We start from the raw sequence: 24,822 nt of genomic DNA on the forward strand, positions 1-24,822 counted from the left end.
CATGAAAGCGGGGCCGCTAGCAGCTTTGGCCGCCATATGCACCGCCTATTCCATTCCAGTATCGGTTATTAGCCGACAAGGCGCGGTGAAATTCCGGCCCGACTGTGGCATAAACATGGCGCATGCGCCATTACCTGTCAGCATGACCGGCAAACGCCTCCCCCCGCCGCTGGATGACGCCGCGCTGCGCGACATGGCGCTGCGCCATGTCGCGCGTTTTGCGACCAGCCGGGGGAAGTTGCTGGCCTATCTGAAGCGCAAGATCAAGGAGCGCGGCTGGGGCGGCGAGCAGGCGGCCGACCCGGAGGCGCTGGCCGATCGCTTCGTGCAGCTTGGCTATGTCGACGATGCCGGCTTTGCCGTGATGAAGAGTGGCGCGCTCGGCCGGCGGGGCTATGGCGCGCGCCGGATCGACGAGGCGTTGCGCGCCGCCGGCATCAAGGACAGCGATCGGGAACAGGCGGACGCGCAGACCGTATCGGAAGCGTGGAACGCGGCGGAACGCTTCGCCCGGCGCAAGCGCCTGGGACCATATGCCAGCGGACCGCTGGACCCCAAGCAGCGGGAGAAGGCGATCGCTGCCTTCCTGCGTGCTGGCCACGACTATGCGACGGCGCGGCGCTGGGTGGATGCGGCGCCGGGCGAGGCGCTGTCGGAGGAGTAAACGGCTCGGGAAATAGGAAATCGCGGGCTTAACTTCGCATATTTCCCGCAGATTTCGACATTTCATATCCTATGTTGGATATTTTATGTCGCGGCCCATCGCGTGACAGAATTAGGTGTCCCGCATAGCATGATGTGCCGGCTGTAGGACAGCGGATCACCCGTGCCTGACCTGTTAGTCCGGCGCCTGCACCAGCCGGATCAGCGTGCCGTCCGGGTCGATCAGCGCACCGACGGTGCCGCCCCATCCTTCCCGCCGCGGCCGGTGGGCACGGGGCCAGCCACCGGTCTTTTCATGGATGCCCGCCGCCAGGATCGCGGCGAAGAAGGTCTGCACATCGTCCATGCGAAAACAGCAACTGAACGAACTGGTTGCGGGATCGAGGTCGGGATAGGGGAAAAATTCCACCATCAAGTCGCCCCGGCGCAGGATCATCCAGCCGGCATCGCGCCATGTCTGTTCGAAACCCAACCGGGCGTAGAAATCGGCCGTGGCGCCAAAGTCCCGCGACGGAAGGTTGGGGGTCGCAAAATCGGTCAAGGCAGTTGCTCCCGGCAGTGAGGTAGGCGCGGTGTAGCGCATAGGGACAAACTTGTCCCGGATCGGGCGACATTCCTCTCCCCCTGAACGGCGAATCGCTTTAGGCATGCGGCCATGATCCGCTTCCTGCCCCTGATCGCCATCGGCCTGCTGGCCGCCTGTTCCAGTCCGCAATCGGCCGCTGATAACAGCGCGCAGGCGCAGGCAACGAACGCGCTGTTGCCTGTCCTCATCCGCAGCGCCAAAGGCACGCATCGTTTCGACGTCGAAGTCGCGGTTACGCCGCAGGAGCAGGAAAAGGGGCTGATGTTCCGCAAGGAACTGGGGCCGGACAACGGCATGCTGTTCCCCATGGACCCGCCGCGCACGGCGAGTTTCTGGATGAAGGACACGCTGATTCCGCTCGACATGCTGTTCATCCATACCGACGGAACGATCGCCTTCCTGAAGAGCGACGCGCAGCCCTATTCGCGCATTCCCGTGTCCGCCGGCGTGCCGGTGGCGGCCGTGCTGGAACTGCGCGGCGGGCGCGCGGCAGAACTGGGGATCGCGGAGGGCGACCGCGTCCAGTGGGGCGGCTGTGCCGTACCGGGCGAAAAACGCACGACCGAGCTGAATTTCTGTCCAACACCGTAACCTAAAGTTACATCCTCCTTGCCCGCGCTCGCCACAGCGGCTAAGCGCTGGCGCATGGGAATCCTGGCTAACGTCTTCACCTGGTGGAATGGCGCCACCTTCGGCACCTGGCTCTTTACGGCTCGCAAGGGCACGAAAGTGGGCGAGGATCATCAGGGCAATATCTATTATGAAGGCGGCACCGATCCCAATGGCCTGACGCGCCGCTGGGTGATGTATAATGGTTCCAACGATGCCAGCCGCGTACCGGCCGAATGGCATGGCTGGCTGCATCATTCGATCGAGGGTGCGCCCGAAAGCTTCCTGCCGCCGCCGCGCATCTGGGAAAAGGAATCGAGCGTCAACTTGACCGGCACCACCAACGCCTATCGCCCGTCCGGCGCGCTCGAAAAGGGCGGCCAGCGCCAGAAGGCGACCGGCGACTATGAGGCGTGGAGCCCCGACGCGGCATGACCCGGCGTCCGGCGGGGAGCTTCCCGCCGATCCTGTCCGTACTGCCTGTCCTGTCCTGCGCGCTGGCGCTTGCAGCCTGCGGCAAGGCTGACGCGCCCGTCGCCAACCAGATTGGCCCGGTAAAGGTCGAGGGCAGCCCGATCCAGAGCGCGAGCAATGGCGCATTGCCCGGCACGCCGATGGCCGAGCGCACCGCCGTCATCGGCCTGCTGAACAAGCGCAACGGCCTGACCCGCGAACTGACCATGAAGCCGGGTGAAGCGCTGCGCGTGGGCGACGCGATCGTTCGCCTGCAAGCCTGCGAAACCAGCGCCCCGTGGGAAAATGTGCAGGAAACCGGCGCTTTCATCCAACTGGATGTGCGCAGCAGCGCCGACGGCAAGTGGCGGCGCAATTTTTCCGGCTGGCTGTTCCGCGAACGGCCCGACCGCAATGTCGTGCAGCACCCGATCTATGATGTCTGGGTAAGGAGCTGTGCGATGGAATGGCCCGAAACCGGCCCGGACACAGTCAAGCTGGGAGCCAAGGGCGAACCGGCCAGCGGCGCGAAGGCCAGTTCTGCCGCCACGCCCGAACCGGCCGCCAGCACGGACGCGCCTGCCGCTGCCCCCAGCGCCACGCCGCCGGTCGCCCCCGCCAACAACTGAAGATAGTCGCGCTGGCTGATTTCGATCGCGCCCATGCTGCGCAGATGATCGGTCATGAACTGGCAATCGAGCAGGGTGAAGCCGCCGACCCGCAGCCGCGCAACCAGCCAGGCCAGCGCCACTTTTGAAGCATCAGTGCGACGCGACACCATGGATTCGCCGAAAAAGGCGCGGCCGAGCGCCACGCCGTAAAGGCCGCCGACCAGTTCATCGCCCTCCCACACCTCGATCGAATGGGCGAAGCCGGCCTCATGCAGGTGGCGATAGGCGCTTTCGATCTGGTGGTTGATCCAGGTCGACGGACGATCCGGCGCCGCCTGTGCGCACAGCGCGAGGATTTGCGGGAAGGCGCTGTTGGCGGTGACGTCGAACCGGTCACGGCGGATTGTCCTGGACAGCGAGTGCGACAGGTGAAAGCCGTCCAGCGGCAGGATCGCCCGCCGTTTCGGCTCGACCCAATAGACGTCCTGCGCGTCGCGATCGTCCGCCATCGGGAAGACGCCAATGGAATAGGCCTGAAGCAGGACGAGCGGATCGATCATCATTCTGGATGGAGGTTAGCAGACCGGTCGCCGGGGGAAAGCCCCGCTATGCCAAGTCATTGCCCGATTGACACTTATTGTCCTGGCCCTAGCTTCCGCACCCATGAAGATTCTTCCTTTGGCCCTGCTGCCCCTCCTCCTCGCTACCACTGCCCATGCCGCCCCCGATCCGGCATCCGGCCCTTATGCCGCGAGAATCGCCAAAGTGCTGAGGGCCACGCCGTTGATCGACGGGCATAATGACTGGCCGGAGGCGCTGGCCGACAAGGCGAAGGCGCAGCGCTGGACCATGGCGCTCGACCGGCTCGATCCCGCGACCTTCCACACCGATATCGAACGGCTGCGCGCCGGCGGCGTGGGCGGGCAATTCTGGTCGGTCTGGGTTTCGGCCGACCTGCCCGAACTGCAACAGGTGAAGGATACGCTGGAGCAAATCGACCTCGCCCATAGTTTCGCACGCCGTTACCCCAAGGATTTCGCCTTCGTCACCACCGCTGCGGAGATGCGCGCGGCGCACAAGGCGGGGCGCGTCGGATCGCTGCTGGGCGTGGAGGGCGGCGGCCAGATCGACGGCAGCCTGGCCGTGCTGCGCAGCTATCGCCAGCTTGGCGCATCCTATCTGACGCTGACCCACGCCCGCACGATTGCCTGGGCAGACAGCGCCACCGACAATCCGCAGCATGACGGGCTGACTGCGTTCGGCGAGGCGGTGGTGCATGAACTTAATCGCCTGGGCATGCTGGTGGACCTCAGCCATGTCAGCGAGGCGACGATGCTGGACGCGATGCGCGTAACCAAGGCGCCCGTGATCTTTTCCCACTCCAATGCGCGGGCACTCTGCAACACGCCGCGTAATGTGTCCGATGCCGTGCTGAAACAGGTGGCGGCCAATGGCGGGGTGGTGATGGTGAATTTCGCCCCCGCCTATGTGTCGGAGGCGCGCCGCGTCTGGAGCGCGGCCCGCAGCGCGGAAATCGCCCGCTATAATGCGCCGCCTTTCGGCGGCCTTTATATCGGCGATCCCGAAGGCGCAAAGAAGGCGCTGGCCGACTGGGAGAAGGCGAACCCCGAACCGGTCGTGACCTTGTCGCAGGTTGCCGACCATATCGACCATATCGCCAAGATTGCCGGCGTCGGCCATGTCGGCATCGGCAGCGATTTCGACGGCGTGGCATCGTTGCCGCAGGGGCTGACCGGGGTGCAGACCTATCCGGCGCTGCTGACGGAACTGATGCGCCGGGGCTGGAGCGATGCGGACATCGCAAAGCTGGCCGGCGAAAATGTGCTGCGCGTGATGGCGGCGGCGGAAAAGGTCGCGACGGGGATGACGGGCGAGCCGGCCGGGAGCGGGACCGTGGCGGAACTGGATGGGGTGAAATAGTCGGCCGTTAGCCTGACACCGACCAGATGCGGACGTTCTTTCTCCCCTCCCTTGAAAGGGAGGGGCTTATGTCCGCCCTCCACCCAAAGCTGCCCTAACGCACCGCGCTTTCCAGCAATCTTACCGTCCCTGCGGTCGCGTCCATTTCCGCCTGGATACCTAGCGGCAGGCTATATTGGTTGGCGACATGGCCGAACTGGGCGCCCTGGAAGGCGGGGATGCCGAGGGGTTCGAGATGCTGTTGCAGCACCTCCGACAGGGTGAAGCCGCCATAGCTGGGGCCGCCCGGCCCGCAATCGGTACATTGGCCGAAGATCACGCCGTTCACCCGACCCAGCACACCGGCCAGCGATAGCTGGGTCAGCATGCGGTCGATGCGATAGGGTTGTTCGCTCACATCCTCGATGAACAGCAGCGCACCGTCGAAATCGGGGAGCCAGGGCGTACCCATCAGCGCGGCCAGCACGGTGAGGTTGCCGCCGAGCAGCCGGCCCCGCGCCACGCCGGGGCGGAAGGTGCGGATGCGGCCGGCGCGCTGCACGAGTCGATCCTCATGCCCCACGGGATTGGCGAAGGTCGGCGTCGCGCCATCGAAGGCGACGGCGCGGAAGGCGTCCCAGCTATATTGGCCCCAGCTGCTCGCGGCATTGGGGCCGTGGATAGTGGTGAAGCCGGCCTTCGCCGCAAAGGCCAGATGCAGCGCGGTGATGTCCGAAAAGCCGACCAGCAGCTTGGGGTTCTTGCGGATGGTGGCGAAATCCAGCAGCGGCAGGATGCGTGCGCAGCCCCAGCCGCCGCGCACCGCGAAGATAGCGCGCACATCCGGGTCGGCGAACATCGCATTGACGTCGGCCGCGCGGCCCTTGTCGGTGCCGGCCAGATAGCCGTAGCGGCCAGCCAGATGCGGCGCGGCCTTGGGCTTCAAGCCCATGGCGACAATGCTTTCCTTGACGAGGTCGAGGTCGAAATCATCATCGGTAAAGCCCGCCGGTTCGATCAGGCCGACCGTGTCGCCCGCGCGCAAGCGGGGCGGCTTCACCCAGGCCGGCGTCGCCGCCAGCGCCTGTGGCCCGGCCAGCATCGCGCCCATGCCCGCCAGCGCGCCGGCCATCATGTCCCGTCGGTCGATCCGCATCGTCAAAAGTCGCTCCCGTCCTTGTGGCGGTAGGCGCCGCCCGTCCACCGCATGTCGATATCCGGATAATGGCAGTCGCCGGTCGGCACACGGCCGAAAGCGACGAAGACGCAATCGGCGGCGCTTTCATTCACCAGATGATGCCCGTTCGGCTCGCCCTTGGGGAAGGCAGCCATGTCGCCCGCCACCATCGGCGTGCGCAGCCCTTCCTCCACCAGCACCGCTTCGCCAGCCAGCAGGACCAGAAATTCGTCCTCATCCTCATGCCAGTGCCGCTGGGAGGAGGCTGCGCCCGGTTTCAGCACGACATGGCTGACGCCGAAGTCGCTGAGGCCATGGGCTGGACCCAGTCGCCGGACCCAGCGCCCCGCGACGATGGCGGCATGTTCGGCGGGATAGCCGGTGCCGTTGGTCTGTTCGACGCTGTCGAGGTCGATCCGTGGCATGATCCATTCTCCTGTGACCGGCCCCCTTATGCTGGCCAACCCGCATGGCTTTCGCTAACGCGGGGCGATGACCATGACCAGCACCAATGACGATGTGGTGGCACTGGCCCAGCGCCTGCTGGCCTGCCCGTCCGTGACCCCTGCGACCGGCGAGGTGTTCGCCGTGCTGGAGGCGATGCTGGTGCCGCGCGGCTTTACCGTCGACCGGTTCGTGGTGGGCGAGGCGCCGGACGGGCCGGTGGAAAATCTGCTGGCCTGGCGCACGACGGGCGCGGGGCCGCATTTCGCCTTTGCCGGGCATCTGGATGTGGTGCCGCCGGGTCCGGGCTGGACCAGCGATCCGTTCGCGCCGGAGATTCGCGGCGACCTGCTCTACGGACGGGGCGCGGTAGACATGAAGGGGTCGATCGCGGCCTTCGTCGCGGCGCTGGACGCCCTGCCCGACGATCTGCCGGGCACGATCAGCCTCATCATCACCGGCGACGAGGAAGGGCCGGCGGTTTACGGTACGCTGGCGCTGATGGACCGGATGAAGGCGCGCGACCTGCGCCCGGACCTGTGCCTGGTCGGCGAGCCGACATCGTCGGCGCGGCTGGGCGATGTGGTGAAGATCGGCCGGCGCGGGTCGGTCAATATGTGGATCAGGGTCGCTGGCGCGCAGGGCCATGTCGCCTATCCCCATCTGGCCGACAATCCGATCCCGAAGCTGGTTCGCATCCTGACGCTGATCGAGGCGGAGGTGCTGGACGAGGGGACCGACTGGTTCCAGCCCAGCAATATCGAGATTACCGACCTGGAGGTCGGCAATGTCGCGCATAATGTCATTCCCGGCGCGGCGACCGCGCGCATCTCCATTCGTTTCAACGACCAGCATACGGGCGCGTCGCTGATCGAGCGGATCAAGGCGATTGCCGCGACCGAGGGCGGCGTGGTGGAAGCCCGGATCAGTGGCGAATCCTTCCTGACGGCGCCGGGCGTGTTCAGCGACCTGATGCGTGGGGCGATCCGCGACGTGACGGACGTTGAGACGGAATTGTCGACCACCGGCGGCACATCGGACGCGCGCTTCCTGTCGCGCATCTGCCCGGTGGTGGAGTTCGGCCTGAACAATGCGACCATGCACAAGCTGGACGAGGCGGTCGCGGTGCAGGATCTGCACGATCTGACGAAAATTTATGCGCTGGTGGTGGAACGGGCACTGGGGTGACTATCTGATCCGGCGAGCGTCTGGCTGGCCGAGATCAGAGGTGGACACCCGATCGGGCTGAGCCGGTCGAAGCCCTGTTTTGCGTTTGAACGTCAAATTTTGAAGAAGAAGTGCAGCCCCCTTCGACGCCGCCTGCGGCGTCGCTCAGGACAGGCTTCGACAGGCTCAGGGCGAACGGATGTCGGGAAATTGGGGCATGGCAGAAAGTCACCCATATGGGTCGACTTACCCTACGTCCCGAACCACGGGCCGCCGCGGAGCGAACTGGCTGAGATAGGCCTCTTCCCCCGTCGGTCGTGCCAGATGATAACCCTGGAACAGGGTGCAGCCGATGACGCGCAACACGTCCATCTGCTCTTCGCTTTCGATCCCTTCGACCACCACTTCCATGCCGAGGCCCTGTATGAGGCCGACCACGGCGGAGCAGATGGTGCGTGCTTCGGCCGAGGTCGCGATGTCGCGGACCAGGCTGCGGTCGATCTTCACCCGGTCGACGGGCAGTTCCTTCAGCCGCGCCAGGTTGGAATAACCGGTGCCGAAATCGTCGATGGCGATGCGCACGCCGTCGCGGCGCAGCGCGCGGAGCTGTTCCAGCACGCGCCCCTCCATCTCCATCGCCAGCGATTCGGTGATTTCCAGCTCCAGCATGGATGGTGGCGCGCCATGGGTGGCAATCGCGTGGCGCAAGCGCAGGAAAAAGTCCGCCTGCGCCAGTTCGCGCGTGGAAATATTGATGGCGATGCGCTGGCGGATGCCGGCCTGCGACCAGCGCGCGGCGGTCTGGCACACGCGGCCCATCACCCAGTCGCCCAGCGCGACGATCGAGCCGCTTTCTTCCGCGATCGGCACGAAGGCACCGGGCATGACCAGTTCCCGTTCGGGATGCGCCCAGCGGACAAGCGCCTCCGCCGTGACGGCGTGGCCGCTCGCGATGTCAATCTGCGGCTGAAATTCCAGCAGAAATTCATCCCGTTCCAGCCCGCGCAGCAGGTCGCGTTCCAGCTCGGCGCGATCCTCCGCCTCCAGCGCGAGCGCATCGGTGTAGATTTCCGCGCGGCCACGGCCCTGATGCTTGGCATGGTACATGGCGATATCGGCGGCGCGCAGCAGGCCCGCCAGCGTGTCGCCATGGTCGGGATAGCAGGCGATGCCGATCGATGCGCCGAGGTCGATATGCTGGCTGCCCAGATCGAACCGCTCGCCAAGCGCGAACTGGATGGCGCGGGCGATGCGCTGCGCCGCCGCCGGGCCGGACAGATGCGGGAAGAACATGGTGAATTCGTCACCGGCCAGACGGCCGATGACGGCATCCCCGCCGCCAGTGCTGACCTGCGCCATCACCACTTCGCGCAAGCGGCCCGCGACGCGGGCAAGCAACTGGTCGCCCGCCGCATGGCCCAACGTGTCATTGACGCCCTTGAACCCGTCCAGATCGATGAAGAAGAGCGTTGCGGTGCCATTGTCATCGCGTTCGGCGAGCAGCCGTTCGACCTGCCGGCAAAAGCTGGTGCGGTTGGCGAGCCCGGTAATCTGGTCGAACAGGGCCAGCGTCTGCACATGGTCGAGATTGGTGCGCACCTGGCTGAACAGGCTTTCCATCGCCACCGACAGGTCGGGAAGTTCCTGGCCGATCTCCGCCGGGACGCGCGATTGCAGGTCGCCATGGGCAGCGGACAGGAGGCGGTCGGTGGCAGCGTCGATGGCGATTGCGGTGGTGGCGATGGTGCGGCGAGCCGAGGCCCAGCTCATCGTGCCACACAGGATGGCGATGATGAGGGCGCGGCCGATCTGAAGCAGGTCATCCTCCTGCCCCGGCGTATAGCCGAGCACGAGCGACAGGATGAACACCAGCGCCCCCGCGGCACAGGCGAAGGCAGCAGCGCGGCTTTTCAACGTCACGCCCTGCATGTGCCTCCCGCCCGATACAATTCCGCAGAACCTCCGATCAGCAGGATATGAAGGACAGTGGTTAAGAAAAGATCAGCGGATCTTACAAAAATGGGTCATTTTTTGCGGCGCAATATCAAATAGATCGCGCCGTCGCCGCCATGGCGCGGATGGGCGATCCGTACACTGGCGATACGGTCGGCATAGGGGCTGGTTTCGAGCCAGTGGCCGATCTCGCCCCGGATCGCGCCGCGCCGCGCAGCCCCGCCCACCCCGGCATTTTTCGGCGGCTTGCCGGTCACGACGAGCAGCACGCGGACGTCGCGGGACAGGGCCTGGGCGATCGCCTGGTTAAGGCGCGCATGGGCCATGGACAGGGTATGGCCGTGCAGGTCGATGCTCATGTCCGGGCTGATCGTGCCGCTACGGATACGCCGTTCCCAGCCGCCGTCCAGCATCGCCGCGGGGGTGCGCGCGGGCGGTGCGGCAAGGGTCCGGAATGGAGCGGTCGTTAACCCTGTTTTGCCCGCGCCGGGAATGACCGGCGCGTCGATCAGCTGCTCCATGGAGGGCGTGGCCGGCACGCTAACCGCCCGCGCACCGGGGCGGATCGGGCGCACCGTGCGGGTCAGCGCCGTCCAGAGCGCCTCTTCATCCTGGGACAGCCGCCGCCGGACCATGGCGGAAATCAGGGCCGGGCGAGGCGCGCCGCAGAGCCGATCGGCAGCAGCACCAGCGCGCTGCCCCGCGCCGACATGCCGCCGGCAATGCCCCGCGCCCGGTCGCCCGCGCCCCAGAAACTGTCGAAGCGATTGGCCCCCTTGATCGCGCCGCCGGTATCCTGCGCGATCCATATGCCCGCCGGTTCAGCCCGGTCGAGCGAGAGCAGGACGGGCGCGCCGAGCGGAATGAACTTGGGATCGGCGGCGACGGTGGCTTCGGGCGTCACCGGTACGCCAAGCGCACCCAGTGGCCCTGCGCCGGTCAGTTCGCGGAAAAAGACGAAGCTCTTATTCTCGTTCATGATCGCCGCGCCTTCGGCCGGATGCGCGCGCAGATATTGCATGATATCCTGCATCGACCCGGCCTGGATGAGGCCGCGATCCTTCATCAGCTTGCCGATGCCGGTATAGTCGCGGCCATTCTGCCCGTCATAGCCGATGCGCATGACGCCACCGTCAGGCAGGTTCAGCCGCCCGCTGCCCTGCACCTGAAGGAAGAAGAATTCGACCGGATCGGCGGCATAGGCCAGTTCCAGCCCACGGCCAGCCAGCGTGCCCGACACGATCTGGCTGCGTTCGTCATAGGGGACGAATTTCGTGCCGTTCACCTTGCCACGGATCGTGCGGCCTTTCAGGCTGTCGCTGAACTGGCCGAGATCGACGTCGATCAGGTCGGTCGGGCGACGATAGATGGGGACATCATAGCCCGGCTGACGGGTGCGCGAACCGCTGATTTCCGGTTCATAATAGCCGGTGACGAAGGCGGTGCCATCGCCCACCTGCACCGCTTCGAAATAGCGGGAGAAAAATTCGCTGGCGGTCGCTTCGGGCCAGCTGGAAGCGGCGGCGCAGGCGCTGTTCCAGTCCGATCCGCGCGTCAGGCCGCTGGCATCGGCGCGCTTCATCAGCGTGGGACAGGAAATGCGAAACGCCTGGAGCGCCAACCGCGAGCGTTCACCCGATGGGATAAGGCTGGCAATGTCGGGACCACGTGCGACACCAAGGCCGGCGGCGGTCGTCTTGTCGAGCGCCGGATCGGTGGGCAGATCGACCGGCAGGGTCGGACGCGGGGTGGCGGGAACCGGCCGGGTCGCCGTCTCGCCCGATGGACGCGGCTGCGTCGGCGCAGGCCCACTGGCGGACGGCGGAATGACGCCACCCGCGCAGGCAGACAGCATCAGCGCCGCAAGCAGCGCAGCCCCCGACTGGCGCGCAATCATGCGGCTTCGTCGGTTTCGCTGAGCTTCCAGTTGGGATCGGCGCTGCGGATATCGCGAGTGAAGGTCCAGATATCCTTGGTCCCGACGGCATCGGTGAGCGACCCGGCGATGACAGTGCCATCCTTGTCGCGGGTGACGGCGGCGATATCCGCTTCGAACCGCAGCGCGACCTCGGCGATGCGGCCATTGACCGAGGCTTCGACGATCTGCGCCTTTTCGATGCGGACGAGGCGGTTGTCGAGCACATGGCCATCGGTTTCGCGCGCCGCAATCGCGTCCTCGAACGAGGCACGGACATCATCGTCGCACAGCCAGGCCAGTTCGTCGCGGTCGCCGCGCCAGAAGGCCTCCAGCACCATCTTATAGGCGCTCTTTGCGCCTTCCACGAATTGCGGGACGTCGAAATTGCGGTCGCTGGCGATCAGCGCGCGCACGCCATTTTCCGCGCCGGGGCCGATCAGGCCATCGGCAAGGCGCACCGAATCGCCGCTATTCTGGGTGGCTGGCCCCGGTTGCAGAACCGTCACCTTGGCCCGTTCATCGGCGGGGCGCGGCGCAGGCTCCTGCTCGTGGCCGGTGCGCTTGCCCAGCACGGAATAGAGCCGCAACGCCAGAAAGCCGGCGACCATGGCGAGGATGACGATCACATACACGGAAGGCTATACCCTTTTGCGTGGGATAATGTTCCGGCCAACATAGGCATGTTTGCGCGTAACTTCAAATAGGGCTTGTCCCAAAGCACCCAGCCGCGCCATTGCCCTGTCGGAAAGCCCCTGCTAAGCGCGCGGGTCGAGATATTCGGGGCGTTCCGCCGCCGGACCAGAGGAAAGTCAAGGGAAGAGCATGGCCGAGGAAACGGACCACATCACCACCAACCTGGGTGGCAACCTGGGCAATGGCGCCGACACCGCGCCGCAGATCGCGCTCATCAGCCAATATGTGAAGGATCTGTCGTTCGAAAATCCGAACGCGCCGGCCGTCTACCAGTGGCAGGACCAGCCGCAGATCGACGTGCAGTTCAACATCGGTGCCGAGCGCGTCGCTGACGAAGTGCTGGAAATCGCGCTGAAGATCGAAGTGAAGGCGGTCGCGCCGCAGGGCACCGCCTTTGCCGTGGAACTACTCTATGCCGCGCTGTTCGGCATGCGCAACGTGCCTGAAGAGCAGGTCCAGCCCTTCATGCTGGCCGAAGCGCCGCGCCTCATCTTCCCCTTCGCCCGCCGCGTGCTGGCCGATGCGATCCGCGACGGTGGCTTCCCGCCGCTGCTCCTCGACCCGATCGACTTCGGCTCGCTCTACCTCCAGCAGGCCGAGCAGATGGAAGTGACCGCAGGCGAGCCGGCCGGTCACGCCTGATTTTTGTGACTGCGCCTCACTTTCTTAAGCCCCTCCCCTTCAGGGGAGGGGTAGGAGGTGGGGGCCATCCTTCTAACGTAGCGCGTGGGGCACACCCCCACCCCAACCCCTCCCCTGAAGGGGAGGGGCTAAGGACGGCCACATGAAGCTTGTTCGCGCCCTTGGCTCCGTCGGGGGCCTTACCCTCGCCAGCCGGGTGCTGGCGCTGGTGCGCGATTCGCTGGCGGCGCGCTATGTCGGCGCGGGCTTCGCGTCGGACGCCTTCAATGGCGTCGCCTTCCGCCTGCCCAACATGTTCCGCGCGCTCTTTGCCGAGGGCGCCTTTTCCGCCGCCTTCATCCCGCTGTTCAACAAGAAGGCAGCGGGTGACGGCGGATTGCCGGCCGGCTATGATTTTGCCGAGCGGGCACTGGCGGTATTGCTGCCGGTCCTGATCCTGTTCACCGCTATCCTGATCGCCGCCGCCTGGCCGATCACCTGGGCGCTGTCGGGCGGTTTTTCGCGGCAGAACCCCACGGCCGAGCAATTCGCCTTCGCCGTCACTTTGTCGCGCATCACCATTCCCTATCTGGCGCTGATCTCGCTAGCCTCGTTGCTGGGCGGCATCCTCAATTCGCTCGATAAATTCTGGGTCAATGCGGCTGCCCCGATCCTGCTGAACGTCGCAATGATCGCGGGCCTGTGGTTCTTCCATGGTGCCGACGAATATGAAACGGCGCGGGTGCAGGCCATGTCGGTGACGATCGGCGGGGCGCTGCAATTGCTATGGCTGATCTGGGCCTGCAAGCGGGCGGGCGTTTCGATGACGCTGAAACGCCCGCGCCTCGACGGCGACGTACGCGAATTGTTGCGCAAGATCCTGCCGGCCGCCGCCGGCGCGGGCGCGTCGCAGATCAACCTGCTGATCTCCACCGCTTTGTCGGGCTGGCTGCTGGCGTCTGGATCCATCACCTATATCTATTATGCCGACCGGCTGAACCAACTGCCGCTGGGCCTGATCGGCATCGGCCTTGGCACCATATTGCTGCCGACCATTTCGCGCATGTTGTCCAGGGGGCAGGATGCCGAGGCGATGGAGACACAGAATCGCGGCATCGAACTCGCCCTGTTCCTGACCCTGCCCGCGACCGTCGCCTTCCTGACCGTGGCGGAGCCGATCGTGCGCGGGCTGTTCCAATATGGTCGCTTCACCGCCGACGACGCGATGCGGTGCGGCTGGGCACTGTCAGCCTTCTCGATCGGCCTGCCCAGCTATGTCCTCGTGAAGGTGCTGACGCCGGGCTATTATGCGCGTGGCGACACGAAGACGCCGGTGCGCTACGCCATGCTGTCGATCGTCATCAACATCGTCGGCAATCTCGCCATGATCCCGACGCTGGGGCATATCGGCCCGCCGCTGGCGACGGCCCTCTCCTCCACCGTCAATGTCGCCATGCTCTACACCACGCTGGTGAAGCGCGGCCATTTTGCCGCCGATGCCGGCCTGCGCCGCCGCCTGCCGCGGCTGGCGCTCGCCGCGATCGTGATGGGCGCTGCATTATGGGCAGGAAAGGATCTGCTCGATCCCTGGCTGACCGGGGCGATGGTGCAGCGCTATGTCGCGCTCACCGTGCTGGTCGGCGCGGGCGTGGCGCTTTACGGGCTGGCGTCGGTCGTCACGGGGGCCTATCGGCTGTCCGACATCAAGGCGCTGATGCGCCGCAAAAGTGCAACCTGAAGAAGAACGGATATAGAAATGCGCGTCCTTTCCGGCATCCAGCCCACCGGCAATCTGCACCTTGGCAATTACCTGGGTGCGATCCGCAACTGGGTGCGGATGCAGGACGAGATGGATGCGCAGAGTCAGTGCTTCTTCTTCCTCGCCGATATGCATTCGATCACCGTGCATGAAGGGCGCGAGCAGCGCATCCGCAACGTGCGCGACATGGCCGCTGCTCTGGTCGCCGCCGGGATCGACCCGGACCGCAGCGTCCTGTTCAACCAGGCGCGCGTGCCCGCCCATGCCGAGCTGTGCTGGTTGTTGAACGGCACCGCGCGGATCGGCTGGCTCAACCGCATGACCCAGTTCAAGGACAAGGTCGGCAAGGACCGCGAGGGCGCTTCGATCGGCCTGTTCGTCTATCCGGTGCTGCAAGCCGCCGACATCCTGATCTACAACGCCACCCATGTGCCGGTGGGCGAGGACCAGAAGCAGCATCTGGAACTGGCGCGCGACATCGCGACCAAGTTCAACACCGATTTCGGCGTCGAGCTGTTCACTCTGCCCGCCCCGATCATCCCCAAGGAATCGGCGCGGATCATGTCCTTGCGCGACGGTACGGCGAAAATGTCCAAGTCCGATCCGTCCGACATGAGCCGTATCAACCTGACCGATGACGACGATGCCATCATGACCAAGGTGAAGAAGGCCAAGACCGATCCCGAACCGCTGCCCGAAACGGCAGAAGGTCTGGCGGGTCGCCCGGAAGCGAATAACCTTGTCGGCATCTTCGCGACACTGACCGGCCGCACCACCGACGATGTATGCGCCGAATTCGCCGGCAAGGGTTTCGGTGCGTTCAAGCCGGCACTGGGCGAGGTGCTGGTCGAAACGCTGCGCCCGATTCGCGAGCGGTTCATGGAATTGCGCACCGACGATGCGATGCTGGACGCGATCCTGGACAAGGGCGCGGCCAAGGCGGCGGCCGCGGCCGAACCGACCCTCCGCGCGGCTTATGACGCGATGGGTTTGATGCGCTGACGCGCGGGGGGCTTGATGCGCTGACGCGCGGGGGGCTTGATGCGCTGATATTGTGACGACTGGCGGCGATGGCCGCCGCCAGTCATCGCGGCGTATCGACCTTTTCGAAGGTCGTCGTCATGCGAACGCGCTGGGCCACTGGCTTGCCTGCCGCATCCTGCTGCGGGACATAGCGATGCGTCACAATATCCCTGCACTGGCCCGTATCCGCCGTCGTCACGCCATTCAGCGTCACGCTACAGTCGAACGCGATCCCATCGTCATCTATGGTGAACGTCACCTGGTGGCGAAAGGGCATGGGCGGCAGCGGCCTTACGCCCTCTTCCCGATTGGGCAGTCGCCATGTGATCCGACCATTATAGACATCAGCCACCTCTCGCCCCTTGGTATCCTTTGCAGGGGTGAAGCGCGCCCGCTCCATCATGCGGGCACATGTCGCACTGTCCAGACTGGCGACGCCAGTGCTTGATGTGATTGTGCAGTTGACTGGCGTGCCCGTCGGGTCGATGTCCAACCGAAATCCCGCCGTGCCATCCTGTTTCTGACGCTGGGCATCCGCAGGATAATCCGCATCGGTCAACCACCCGCCCGGGCTGGATCGCGGCGTCGCCCGCTCCGCAGGGTCAGGCGCAGCGGCGGCGAGAAGAAAGGGCAGAACGAGCAGGATTCGATAAGGTCGGATCATGCACCATGCTTGTTCGATTGGGAGATTATTTACCACCAAAATAAGGGCTTCCGCAGACAGCCGGGGTGACGCAAGCCGACTGATGCAGCAAAGTCACAGGGGTCGCCCGAAAGGGTGGCCCCTTTTCTTTGGGGTACGGAATAGCCATCTCCACAGCGTCGTAAGTGCGAGAACATGGTTTTGCGCCCGTTCGATGGGTTCGCGCGTTCAAACGATGTTCAGTTGCGTTTTGCTATGACAGAGCGCAAAGATGGTCGCAGGCGGGTTCGCCTGAAATAGGACGTAAAAACATGGCTCGTTTCAAGAAGTTCGGCCTGATCGCGGCGCCCGCTCTGGCGCTGGTGGCGCTGTCGGGGTGCGCCACGGGTTTCAAGGCCGATGTCGCCCGTTTCCAGCAGCTCCCCGCCCCCGCCGGACAGAGCTACACCATCGTAGCGGACAATCCGCAACTCGCCGGCGGTCTGGAATTCGCGCATTATGCCGATCTGGTCGGACAGCGCCTGTCCCAGACCGGCTATGTCGCCGCCAGCGACCCGGCGCGCGCCGACCTCATCGTGCGCGTCGCCTATGATGTCGACAATGGTCGCGAGAAGGTGCGCTCGACCGGTTTTGGCGGTCCCGATCCCTTCTATGGCGGCTGGGGCTGGCGCGGCCGCTGGGGTCGTCCCTGGGGCTATGGCTTCTATGATCCCTGGCTGTTCGGCGGCGCCGGTTATAATGATGTGACCAGCTACACCGTCTATACCAGTGACCTCAGCATGAAGATCGATCGCGCAGCCGACAATCGCCGCCTGTTCGAGGGTAAGGCCAGTGCCCAGTCACTGTCGAACAAGCTGACCTATCTGGTGCCAAACCTGATCGACGTCATGTTCACCAACTTCCCCGGCCAGAATGGGGAAAATGTGAAGATCACCCTGCCGCCCGAAAAGAAGGGCTGAACGCAGGCGCGAACAAGATCAAAAAAGGCCCGGCGCTTCATTGGAAGCGCCGGGCCTTTTTGCTGTTCCCATCAGTTCAGACTGCGTTGCGCCGTGCGATGGCACCCAGCACCGCCGCACTGGGCTTGGGCGTGCGGGCGAAGGTGTTGCGGTCGAGGCTGTGCAGGCCGAATTTCGGGCCATAGCCGAACACCCATTCGAAATTGTCGACCAGCGACCAGTGGAGATAGCCGTGCACCGGCACGCCATCGTCCATCGCCTTTTTCAGTTCGGTCAGCGCAGCGGGGATCAGCCGGGCGCGAATCGCGTCGTCGGAGGCGTTGACGCCATGTTCGGTGACGATCACCGGCACGCCGCTGACCTGATGGGCGTAGCGCACCGCGCCTGCCAGCGACGGCGGATAGACTTCCGATCCGGCGTCGTTGACGACTGCGCCCCTAGGTGGCGGCAGGCGGCCCTTGTCGTCCCATAGCGAGCGTTCGTAATTCTGGACGCCGACAAAGTCGTTGCCGCGCGCCGCCTCCAGCCAGGGTTGGTAGAGCTTGGCGCGCATCGCATCGCGGATGCTGTTCCGGCCTACCGGCTGATCGTCGATGATGGCAAGGCTGACGCCGACCGGCAGGTCGGACCGAACCGCCTTGATCGCATCCCGCCCCAGCTTGTGCGCAGCCAGCATGTTCGCCGTAGTGGCCGGCACATCCTCGACCCAAAGCGCGTTGCCGGCCTGAAACTTGGCCACGCCATGCGCCTTTGCCGCGGCTTCCTGCATCGCGCGGTCGGCGTCCATCAGCCGGTCCCCGATGCCCGGCGGCAGGACGATGCCCAGAAGTCCGGTCAGATTGGGTTCGTTCAGCGTCAGCGCATGGCCGATCTCCGCCGCCAGATGGCGCGCCGCCCGGTCGCAATAGCGGGCGAAGAGCTGCGGCGATTGCGGATTGGCCCAGCCGCCGCGCGCCGCGAACCAGGCCGGGGTCGAAAAATGGTTGAAGGTGACGACGGGATGCAGCCCCCGTGCCCGGCATCCCGCGATCATCCCCTTGTAATGATCCAGCATGGCGACCGAAAATTCGCCGTCCGCCGGTTCGATCCGCGCCCATTCCAGGCTGAAGCGATAGGCGTTGAGCCCCATGCCCTTCACGATGTCGAGATCGGTGGGCCAGAGCGCGAAGCTGTTCGCGGCATCCCCCGATGGCTCCACATAGACGCTGGGTTTGGTATGCTCCATCACCCAGATGTCGCTGTTGATATTATTGCCCTCCACCTGATGCGCGGCGGTGGCGGCGCCCCAGAGGAAGTCCTGCGGAAAGGCCGGGTTGAAGGCCGCAGCCTTTCTGGCAAGCGCCGGCGTGGCGGCGGCGGTGGCCGCAGCGGCGGCCAGCAAGGTTCGGCGGTTCAGCATATCCCTCTCCCATCATGGCGGCGGCATCACGACGCCTTCCATTTTCAGAACTATTATTCTTAATCTGATTGAGCAAGTAGCGATGATGGCGCGCGCGGCCATTTTTCGCTGTCCGCCATGCGGCCATAGCGGATAGCCTGTGCCGGCCCGTTGCCATGGGGGCAGCCTTGCCGGGAACCCACGCCTATGTCCTTGACCGTCCGTATCCTGATCGCGCTGGTCCTCGGCCTCGCCTGCGGCATCGCCTTGGCAGAAGGCGAGACAGGGGGGGCGGCGATCGTGGCGCTGGCCCAGCCCATCGGCAAGGCCTGGCTCGGCGGATTGCAGATGCCGCTCATCCCGCTGATCTTCGCACTGCTGGTGACCGGCATCACCCAGGCCGCGACCAGCGCGCAGACCAATGGCATGGCCGGGCGCGCCATCGCCCTGTTCGCGGTCCTGCTGGTGGGATCGGCGGCGGTCGCCGCGCTGATCGGGCCGCTGATGCTGCACCTGTGGCCGGTGCCGCCCGGCGCCGTCGGCGCGCTGGCCGGTGCGGAAAGCGTCGCCGAAGTCCCGGACGTGCGTCCATCCGCCGAATGGCTGGTCGGCTTCATTCCGGTCAATCCGCTCAAGTCCGCCAGCGAAGGGCAGGTGGTGGCGGTGGTGCTGTTCGCGCTGATCTTCGGTTTCGCCGTGACCCGCATTGCGCAGGCGCGGCGCGCGCTGCTGACCGGCTTCTTCGAAGCACTGGCCGATGCGCTGCTGGTCGTGGTCGGCTGGGTGCTGTGGCTGGCACCGATCGGCGTCTTCGCGCTGGCGCTGGTGGCGGGCGCGCGGTCGGGCCTCGCCACGGCGGGAGCGCTGCTCCACTATATCGGCTTCATCGTGCTGATCTGCGTCGTGGTGACGCTGCTCGTCTATCCGCTGGTGATGATCGCCGGGCGGATTGGGCTGGGTCGATTCGCCCGTGCAGCCGTGCCTGCGCAGGCCATCGCCTTTTCGACGCAAAGCTCGATCGCGTCCCTGCCTGCAATGATCCAGGCGAGCGACGGGCCGCTGGCGGTGCAGGAAACCACGCGCAGCATTGTCCTGCCGCTCGCCATATCGCTGTTCCGCATCACCAGCCCGCCTGCCAATCTGGGCGTCGCCCTCTATGTTGCCGCGATGAACGGGGTGACGCTGGGGCCGGCACAACTGGTGATGGGGGTGCTGGTTGCCGCGATCGTCAGTCTGGCAGCGGTGGGCCTGCCGAGCCAGATCACCTTCTTCACCACCACCGGCCCCATCTGCCTCGCCATGGGCGTACCGGTGGAGGCGCTGCCGCTGCTGCTGGCGGTGGAGACGGTGCCCGACATCTTCCGCACGGTGGGCAATGTCACCGCCGACATGGCGGCAGGACGGATCGTGGATCGAGCGTATGGGGACAGAGACGAATCACACTGACACCAATTTTCGTCATTGCGAGCATAGCGGGCCGGAGGCAGCCGAAGCCCAACCAATCCAATGACGCGCCCCCTGGATTGCTTCGCTACGCTCGCAATGACGGTTTCTTTAGGGCACCCGCCGCGCCGTGATGATGCGGATCGGCGCTTCGAGCATCTGCCCCTTCATCACGCCTTCCCCGGCGGTGGGCGATTTGGGCGCGGCGAGGATCGCCTTCACCACATCCATCCCCTCGATCACATGGGCGAAGACGGCAAAGCCCTGATTGTCACCGCTCGCCTGCTGCGGCTGGGCATCCATGCCGGGCATCTTGCCCAGCACGATGAAGAAATCGCCGGTCGCGCTGCCGGGCGCATAGCGGGCCATGGACAGCGCACCGCCATCATGGGTCAGGCCGGTCTGCGTCGTCGGTTCATGCCTGATCGGCGGCAATATCCGCTTGGGATCATTTTGCGCCCCGCCCTGCACGAAGCCATAATCGGCCGCGCCCACGCCCCGATAGAAGACCGTGCCGTCGAATCGCTTCTGGTCGACATATTTCAGGAAATTGGCGGCCGTGACCGGCGCCTTGTCGGCATGGACGGCGACGATGATCTGGCCGGCGCTGGTATCCAGCACGACCCGCACATCCTGCGAGGCGGGCGCGGGCGGCGCCGCTGGCTCCGTCTGGGCCGCAACCGGCGAGAGGGTCAGCAGGGCGGCGGCGAACAGGACAAGCTGGCGAATCATGCCGCCAGCCTATCGGGTTCCTTCTCAGCCTTCCAGCAGGCGCTGCAAGGCGCGGACGTCGGCGTCCATGTCCGGGTTGCTTTCCCGTAGCGCCTCGATCGTGCGCACGGCGTGGATCACCGTGCTGTGATCGCGGCCACCGAAGATGCGGCCGATTTCGGGCAGCGAGCGCGGGGTCATCTTCTTGGCCAGGTACATGGCCACCTGACGCGGGCGGGCGACGGCGCGGGCGCGGCGCTTGGACCGCATTTCCGACGGGTCGATCTTGAAATGCGCGGCGCAGGCCTTCTGGATTTCGTCCACGGTGATACGGCGGGCATTGGCGCGCACGGCGTCAGCCAGCATCTGCTGCGCGAAGTCGAGATCGATCGAGCGCCCGGTCAGCTGGCCATAGGCGACCAGCTTGTTGAAGGCACCTTCCAGTTCGCGGACGTTGGAGCGGATCGAACGGGCGAGGAAGTCAATGACCGCGTCGGGCACCGGCGGATCGCCAGCGACCGCACGCTTCGCTTCGAGAATCGCGAGGCGCAGATCGAGGCCGGCCGGCTGGATGTCGGCGACCAGGCCGCCGGCCAGACGCGACAGGATGCGCGGGTCGATCGATTCGAGCAGTTGCGGCGCCCGGTCGGCGGTCACGACGATTCGCGCGCCGGTATCGATCAGGTCGTTGATCGTGTGGAGAAATTCCTCCTGTGTCGATCCCTTGCCGGCGATGAACTGGATATCGTCGATCAGCAGCAGGCGGGCGGCGCGGAGCCGGCCCTTGAACGCCATCGTCTCATTCGCACGCATCGCGTTCACAAATTCGACCATGAAACGTTCGGCCGACATGTAGAGGACCGCTTGCGACGGGCTGTGGGCGGAGAAAGCGCGCGCGATCGAATGAAGCAGGTGCGTCTTGCCCTGACCCGTGCCGCCATGGATGAAGAGCGGGCTGAAACGCGGCGTGGCTTCACCGGCCATCGCCTGCGCGGCCGAGCAGGCCAGACGATTGGTGTCGCCGGTCACGAACTCCTCGAAACCATGGCGCGGCAGGAAGTTAGAGGCGACAGGGACGATTGCCGCCTCGGCCGGGCCCGTCGCACCCGGACCAGCAACGGCGGTTTCGACAGGCACGACTTCCAGCACGCGCGGGCCGGCCACGTCGGGCGCGCGACGCAGGCGCACTTCACGCACACCCACACCAGCGCTGCGCCACGCCATGCGCAGGCGATCGCCAAATTGGCCGGACACGAAATTGGCGCTGAAGTCGCTGGCCACCAGCAGGTCGAGCGTCTGCGATTCGGCGCAATAGTCGCCGAGGCGCGCGGGCTTCAACCACTGGTCGAACATGCGCGCGCCGACATCGCGGCGCAGGCCGGCGCGGATGCCAGTCCAGGCGGATTCCAGACCGGCATCGGCCTGAACCACATCTCCGTCCTGCCAACCAACCACGCGCACAACTTCCTTCATAGACTTAGACGACCCCAAATACCTTGCCCCCCGTTTTCGGGCAGGAAAAAAGACGCAAGGAGCCTGATCCGGAAACGCCCCCGCTTCCGGATTCTCCACGACAATCGATCTCACATGACGGCTGCTTCAAGGTGATTCGACAGCAGCCGGATTTCAAAAATAGACGGGCCTGCTTCGCGGGATCAAGGGCAGCTTGGTTCAAAAAAGTGAAATAAAGCCGTTGACTCAGCAAAGCCGCGGAAATCCTACAACAATCAGATTATGTCAGTTTTTCAACATCTTATCTGGAAGCAATTATGCCGCAGTGCGTCGAATCGCAGGAAATTGGTCGGTCGTTAAAATGACGTTATTGTGAAGAAGCGACGAAAGGCCCGCCCCGATAGCCGGGGCGGGCCTTTAATTCGTCGAAAAGCCGGAGGCTTTTACGCGAGCGCGCTGACAGCCTTGGTCAGGCGACCGAACTTGCGCGATGCGGTGTTCTTGTGCAGCACGCCGCGAGCAACGCCACGGGCCAGCTCGGGCTGGACGGTCTGCAGGGCGGTCGCGGCAGCGGCCTTGTCACCGGCGGTGATGGCGGCTTCCACCTTCTTCACCAGGGTGCGGATCCGGCTGATGCGGGCGCCATTGATTGCGGCGCGACGCTCGTTGCGACGGATGCGCTTCTTGGCTTGCGGCGTATTGGCCATTCTATTCCTCGGTTCTCATCAAATCTCGGGAAGAGGCCCGCCGAACTGCCGACATGCCTCGTGAAGGTGCGCCCCTTACAGAGTATCAGGGCAGGCGTCAACGGATTCGGGCCATGCTATTTCTGGCATTTAGGGCAGAAGAAGGTCGATCGGCCGCCATCCACCCGGCGCTGCACCGTGCCGCCGCACAGGCAGGATTCACCCTCACGCCCGTAGACTCGCCATTGTTTAGAGAAATAGCCCAGCTCTCCGTCCGGCCGGGCATAGTCGCGCAGGGTGGAACCGCCCGCAATGATGGCAGCGGACAGGACGTCGCGAATCGCCTCCACCAACAGGCTAAGTCGCGGGCGGCTGATCTTGCCGGCCGGGCGAGTCGGCGCGATGCCGGCCATGTTGAGAGCTTCGCACACATATATATTGCCCAGACCCGCGACGATCCGCTGGTCGAGCAGCGCCGCCTTGATAGAGGTCGCCTTGCCCTTGAGCGCCAGCGCGAGCATCGTCGCGTCGAAATCCGGCCCAAGTGGTTCCGGCCCCATGCGGGTAAAGGGCGCATAGGCGGCCCAGGCTTCCGACCGGATCAGGTCGATCGATCCGAATCGGCGCGGGTCATTGAGCGAGAGAAGATGGCCGTGGCTGGTTTCCAGCAACAGATGGTCGTGCGTCCCGATCTCAGCCGGATCGATTCGCCAGCGACCCGACATGCCGAGGTGAAAGATCATCATGTCGCCGCGATCGGTTTCAATGAGGCCATATTTGGCGCGGCGCGACAGTCCCGTGACAGTGGCACCGGTCATCCGCTGCCGCAGGTCGACCGGGATCGGCCAGCGCAGGTCCGCGCGGCGCGGCTCGACGCGGGTGAGCATGCTGCCCTCCAGAACGGATCGGAGGCCGGCGACGGTGGTTTCGACTTCGGGAAGCTCAGGCATGCAACATCATGTAGGGACTAAAGGCGTCCGGTGACAGAGGCCGCAATGGGCGCGCGCAATGGCACGCGCGACAGGGCCGTCGCCAAAGCGTCATATCCATGCCTTCGCGCTGGCATGGCGTAGGAACTGCGGCTAGAGCGAACCGCATGAGCGAAACAGCATCCTTCGGCTATCGCGACGTCGATGCCGCCGAGAAAGCGGGCATGGTCCGCGCGGTCTTCTCCAATGTCGCGGCCAAATATGACCTGATGAACGACGCCATGTCGGGCGGCGCGCATCGCCTGTGGAAGGACCAGTTCGTGCGCCGGGTGAAGCCCCGCGCAGGCGAGCAGATTCTCGACATGGCGGGTGGCACCGGCGACATCGCCTTTCGCATGCATAAGCATGGTGCGCAGGTGACGGTGTCCGACATCAATCCCGAAATGCTGGCCGTGGGCGTCGAGCGGGCGCAGAAGAAAGGCTATGAAGGCCTGATCTGGTCGGAGCAAAATGCCGAGACGCTGACCTTCGGCGACCGGGCGTTCGACGCCTATACGATCGCCTTCGGCATCCGCAACGTGACGCATATCGACCAGGCGCTGCGCGAGGCGAACCGGGTGCTCAAGTTCGGCGGGCGCTTCTTCTGCCTGGAATTTTCCACGACGACATGGCCCGGCTTTTCGGACGTCTATGACGTCTATTCGCACAAGCTGGTGCCGCATCTGGGCAAGCTGTTCGCCAATGATGCCGACAGCTATCGCTATCTGATCGAATCGATCCGTCGCTTCCCGCCCATGCCCAAGTTCGAGAGCATGATTAAGGATGCCGGTTTCGTGAATACCAAGGTCGAACCGATCCTGGGCGGGCTGGTCGCGATTCATTCGGGCTGGAAGATCTGATGAGCTTTCCAATTAAGCCCCTCCCTTTCAGGGGAGGGGTTGGGGTGGGGACGAGCGAAGCGAGCTTGCACCCTCTCGCATCGGCAGAAGCGCCGCTGACGCGGCGCACCCACCCCAACCCCTCC

25 protein-coding genes and 1 pseudogene are annotated in these 24,822 nt (G+C 65.1%); 12 read left to right on the plus strand and 14 right to left on the minus strand.

Going from position 1 to position 24,822, the window contains the following annotated elements; translation table 11 throughout:
• Window positions 1-142 precede the first annotated feature (142 nt).
• On the plus strand, window positions 143-664 hold the full coding sequence (locus ACNHGR_RS10425; protein ID WP_475285910.1) for a regulatory protein RecX: 522 nt from the start codon (window positions 143-145) through the stop codon (window positions 662-664).
• Between the two features lie 174 nt (window positions 665-838).
• Here ACNHGR_RS10425 and ACNHGR_RS10430 read toward each other — a convergent pair whose 3' ends face one another.
• Window positions 839-1,204: a bleomycin resistance protein gene (locus ACNHGR_RS10430; RefSeq protein ID WP_475285912.1), complete on the minus strand. Its 366-nt coding sequence runs from the start codon at window positions 1,202-1,204 to the stop codon at window positions 839-841.
• Between the two features lie 114 nt (window positions 1,205-1,318).
• On the opposite strand from ACNHGR_RS10430, the gene ACNHGR_RS10435 reads away from it, so the two are divergent.
• The 3 genes and pseudogenes from ACNHGR_RS10435 to ACNHGR_RS10445 all read left to right on the plus strand — a co-directional run.
• Window positions 1,319-1,840, plus strand: a complete 522-nt coding sequence (locus tag ACNHGR_RS10435; RefSeq protein ID WP_184267056.1) for a DUF192 domain-containing protein — start codon at window positions 1,319-1,321, stop codon at window positions 1,838-1,840.
• A gap of 54 nt (window positions 1,841-1,894) precedes the next feature.
• Window positions 1,895-2,293 (plus strand): NADH:ubiquinone oxidoreductase subunit NDUFA12, encoded by a 399-nt coding sequence (locus tag ACNHGR_RS10440; RefSeq protein WP_184267058.1) that lies wholly within the window; start codon window positions 1,895-1,897, stop codon window positions 2,291-2,293.
• A gap of 245 nt (window positions 2,294-2,538) precedes the next feature.
• Window positions 2,539-2,709: pseudogene (locus tag ACNHGR_RS10445) on the plus strand (DUF2155 domain-containing protein); the annotation flags it as partial.
• A 35-nt stretch (window positions 2,710-2,744) separates the two neighbouring features.
• Here ACNHGR_RS10445 and aat read toward each other — a convergent pair.
• Entirely contained in the window at window positions 2,745-3,485 is a 741-nt protein-coding gene (gene aat, locus ACNHGR_RS10450) for a leucyl/phenylalanyl-tRNA--protein transferase (RefSeq protein ID WP_184267060.1), read from the minus strand.
• 100 nt (window positions 3,486-3,585) lie between these two features.
• Between aat and ACNHGR_RS10455 the strand changes: the two genes are divergently transcribed.
• Window positions 3,586-4,863 carry a dipeptidase gene (locus ACNHGR_RS10455; RefSeq protein WP_475285914.1) on the plus strand — a complete coding sequence of 426 codons (1,278 nt, stop codon included), beginning with the start codon at window positions 3,586-3,588 and terminating at the stop codon, window positions 4,861-4,863.
• Window positions 4,864-4,957: 94 nt separating this feature from the next.
• On the opposite strand, the gene ACNHGR_RS10460 is transcribed toward ACNHGR_RS10455, so the two are convergent.
• Window positions 4,958-5,998: a S66 peptidase family protein gene (locus tag ACNHGR_RS10460; protein WP_475288393.1), complete on the minus strand. Its 1,041-nt coding sequence runs from the start codon at window positions 5,996-5,998 to the stop codon at window positions 4,958-4,960.
• A gap of 2 nt (window positions 5,999-6,000) precedes the next feature.
• Window positions 6,001-6,444 (minus strand): cupin domain-containing protein, encoded by a 444-nt coding sequence (locus tag ACNHGR_RS10465; RefSeq protein ID WP_475285916.1) that lies wholly within the window; start codon window positions 6,442-6,444, stop codon window positions 6,001-6,003.
• A 67-nt stretch (window positions 6,445-6,511) separates the two neighbouring features.
• Between ACNHGR_RS10465 and dapE the strand changes: the two genes are divergently transcribed.
• Window positions 6,512-7,651: a succinyl-diaminopimelate desuccinylase gene (dapE, locus tag ACNHGR_RS10470; RefSeq protein WP_475285918.1), complete on the plus strand. Its 1,140-nt coding sequence runs from the start codon at window positions 6,512-6,514 to the stop codon at window positions 7,649-7,651.
• Between the two features lie 225 nt (window positions 7,652-7,876).
• Here the strand turns inward: dapE and ACNHGR_RS10475 are convergent, their stop codons facing one another.
• From ACNHGR_RS10475 to ACNHGR_RS10490, 4 genes are all read right to left on the minus strand, one after another.
• Entirely contained in the window at window positions 7,877-9,559 is a 1,683-nt protein-coding gene (locus ACNHGR_RS10475) for an EAL domain-containing protein (protein ID WP_184267068.1), read from the minus strand.
• A 95-nt stretch (window positions 9,560-9,654) separates the two neighbouring features.
• Window positions 9,655-10,218, minus strand: a complete 564-nt coding sequence (locus tag ACNHGR_RS10480) for a Smr/MutS family protein (RefSeq protein ID WP_475285920.1) — start codon at window positions 10,216-10,218, stop codon at window positions 9,655-9,657.
• Window positions 10,219-10,226: 8 nt separating this feature from the next.
• Window positions 10,227-11,480 carry a murein transglycosylase A gene (gene mltA / locus ACNHGR_RS10485; protein WP_475285922.1) on the minus strand — a complete coding sequence of 418 codons (1,254 nt, stop codon included), beginning with the start codon at window positions 11,478-11,480 and terminating at the stop codon, window positions 10,227-10,229.
• Complete coding sequence (locus ACNHGR_RS10490) at window positions 11,477-12,133, minus strand: Tim44/TimA family putative adaptor protein (protein WP_475285924.1); 657 nt, start codon at window positions 12,131-12,133, stop codon at window positions 11,477-11,479. Before ACNHGR_RS10490 ends, mltA begins: the two co-directional genes overlap by 4 nt.
• 190 nt (window positions 12,134-12,323) lie before the next feature.
• Here ACNHGR_RS10490 and secB point away from each other — a divergent pair, with 190 nt between their 5' ends.
• From secB to trpS, 3 genes are all read left to right on the plus strand, one after another.
• Window positions 12,324-12,836, plus strand: coding sequence for a protein-export chaperone SecB (secB, locus tag ACNHGR_RS10495; protein WP_184267076.1), 513 nt, complete (start codon window positions 12,324-12,326; stop codon window positions 12,834-12,836).
• 142 nt (window positions 12,837-12,978) lie between these two features.
• Entirely contained in the window at window positions 12,979-14,553 is a 1,575-nt protein-coding gene (gene murJ, locus ACNHGR_RS10500) for a murein biosynthesis integral membrane protein MurJ (RefSeq protein ID WP_475285926.1), read from the plus strand.
• Window positions 14,554-14,571: 18 nt separating this feature from the next.
• A complete protein-coding gene (gene trpS, locus ACNHGR_RS10505; RefSeq protein WP_475285927.1) occupies window positions 14,572-15,576 on the plus strand; it encodes a tryptophan--tRNA ligase in 1,005 nt (334 codons plus the stop codon).
• Between the two features lie 82 nt (window positions 15,577-15,658).
• Here trpS and ACNHGR_RS10510 read toward each other — a convergent pair whose 3' ends face one another.
• Window positions 15,659-16,261, minus strand: a complete 603-nt coding sequence (locus ACNHGR_RS10510) for an energy transducer TonB (protein ID WP_475285929.1) — start codon at window positions 16,259-16,261, stop codon at window positions 15,659-15,661.
• 290 nt (window positions 16,262-16,551) lie between these two features.
• Between ACNHGR_RS10510 and ACNHGR_RS10515 the strand changes: the two genes are divergently transcribed.
• The gene (locus tag ACNHGR_RS10515; protein ID WP_184267084.1) at window positions 16,552-17,199 is read left to right on the plus strand and encodes a DUF4136 domain-containing protein; all 648 of its coding nucleotides are present in this window, start codon (window positions 16,552-16,554) and stop codon (window positions 17,197-17,199) included.
• Window positions 17,200-17,275: 76 nt separating this feature from the next.
• On the opposite strand, the gene ACNHGR_RS10520 is transcribed toward ACNHGR_RS10515, so the two are convergent.
• On the minus strand, window positions 17,276-18,598 hold the full coding sequence (locus ACNHGR_RS10520) for a family 1 glycosylhydrolase (protein ID WP_475285931.1): 1,323 nt from the start codon (window positions 18,596-18,598) through the stop codon (window positions 17,276-17,278).
• A 186-nt stretch (window positions 18,599-18,784) separates the two neighbouring features.
• Between ACNHGR_RS10520 and ACNHGR_RS10525 the strand changes: the two genes are divergently transcribed.
• On the plus strand, window positions 18,785-20,023 hold the full coding sequence (locus ACNHGR_RS10525; RefSeq protein WP_475285933.1) for a dicarboxylate/amino acid:cation symporter: 1,239 nt from the start codon (window positions 18,785-18,787) through the stop codon (window positions 20,021-20,023).
• Between the two features lie 108 nt (window positions 20,024-20,131).
• Here the strand turns inward: ACNHGR_RS10525 and ACNHGR_RS10530 are convergent, their stop codons facing one another.
• From ACNHGR_RS10530 to mutM, 4 genes are all read right to left on the minus strand, one after another.
• Window positions 20,132-20,752: a peptidylprolyl isomerase gene (locus ACNHGR_RS10530; protein WP_475285935.1), complete on the minus strand. Its 621-nt coding sequence runs from the start codon at window positions 20,750-20,752 to the stop codon at window positions 20,132-20,134.
• A gap of 24 nt (window positions 20,753-20,776) precedes the next feature.
• Window positions 20,777-22,204: a chromosomal replication initiator protein DnaA gene (gene dnaA, locus ACNHGR_RS10535; RefSeq protein WP_184267091.1), complete on the minus strand. Its 1,428-nt coding sequence runs from the start codon at window positions 22,202-22,204 to the stop codon at window positions 20,777-20,779.
• A 422-nt stretch (window positions 22,205-22,626) separates the two neighbouring features.
• Complete coding sequence (rpsT, locus tag ACNHGR_RS10540; RefSeq protein WP_184267094.1) at window positions 22,627-22,890, minus strand: 30S ribosomal protein S20; 264 nt, start codon at window positions 22,888-22,890, stop codon at window positions 22,627-22,629.
• Window positions 22,891-23,006: 116 nt separating this feature from the next.
• Window positions 23,007-23,819, minus strand: coding sequence for a bifunctional DNA-formamidopyrimidine glycosylase/DNA-(apurinic or apyrimidinic site) lyase (gene mutM / locus ACNHGR_RS10545; RefSeq protein WP_475285937.1), 813 nt, complete (start codon window positions 23,817-23,819; stop codon window positions 23,007-23,009).
• Between the two features lie 146 nt (window positions 23,820-23,965).
• Here mutM and ACNHGR_RS10550 point away from each other — a divergent pair, with 146 nt between their 5' ends.
• Window positions 23,966-24,697 (plus strand): class I SAM-dependent methyltransferase, encoded by a 732-nt coding sequence (locus tag ACNHGR_RS10550; RefSeq protein WP_475285939.1) that lies wholly within the window; start codon window positions 23,966-23,968, stop codon window positions 24,695-24,697.
• Window positions 24,698-24,822 lie beyond the last annotated feature (125 nt).

It is taken from the genome of Sphingobium sp. RS1, from assembly GCF_056156825.1.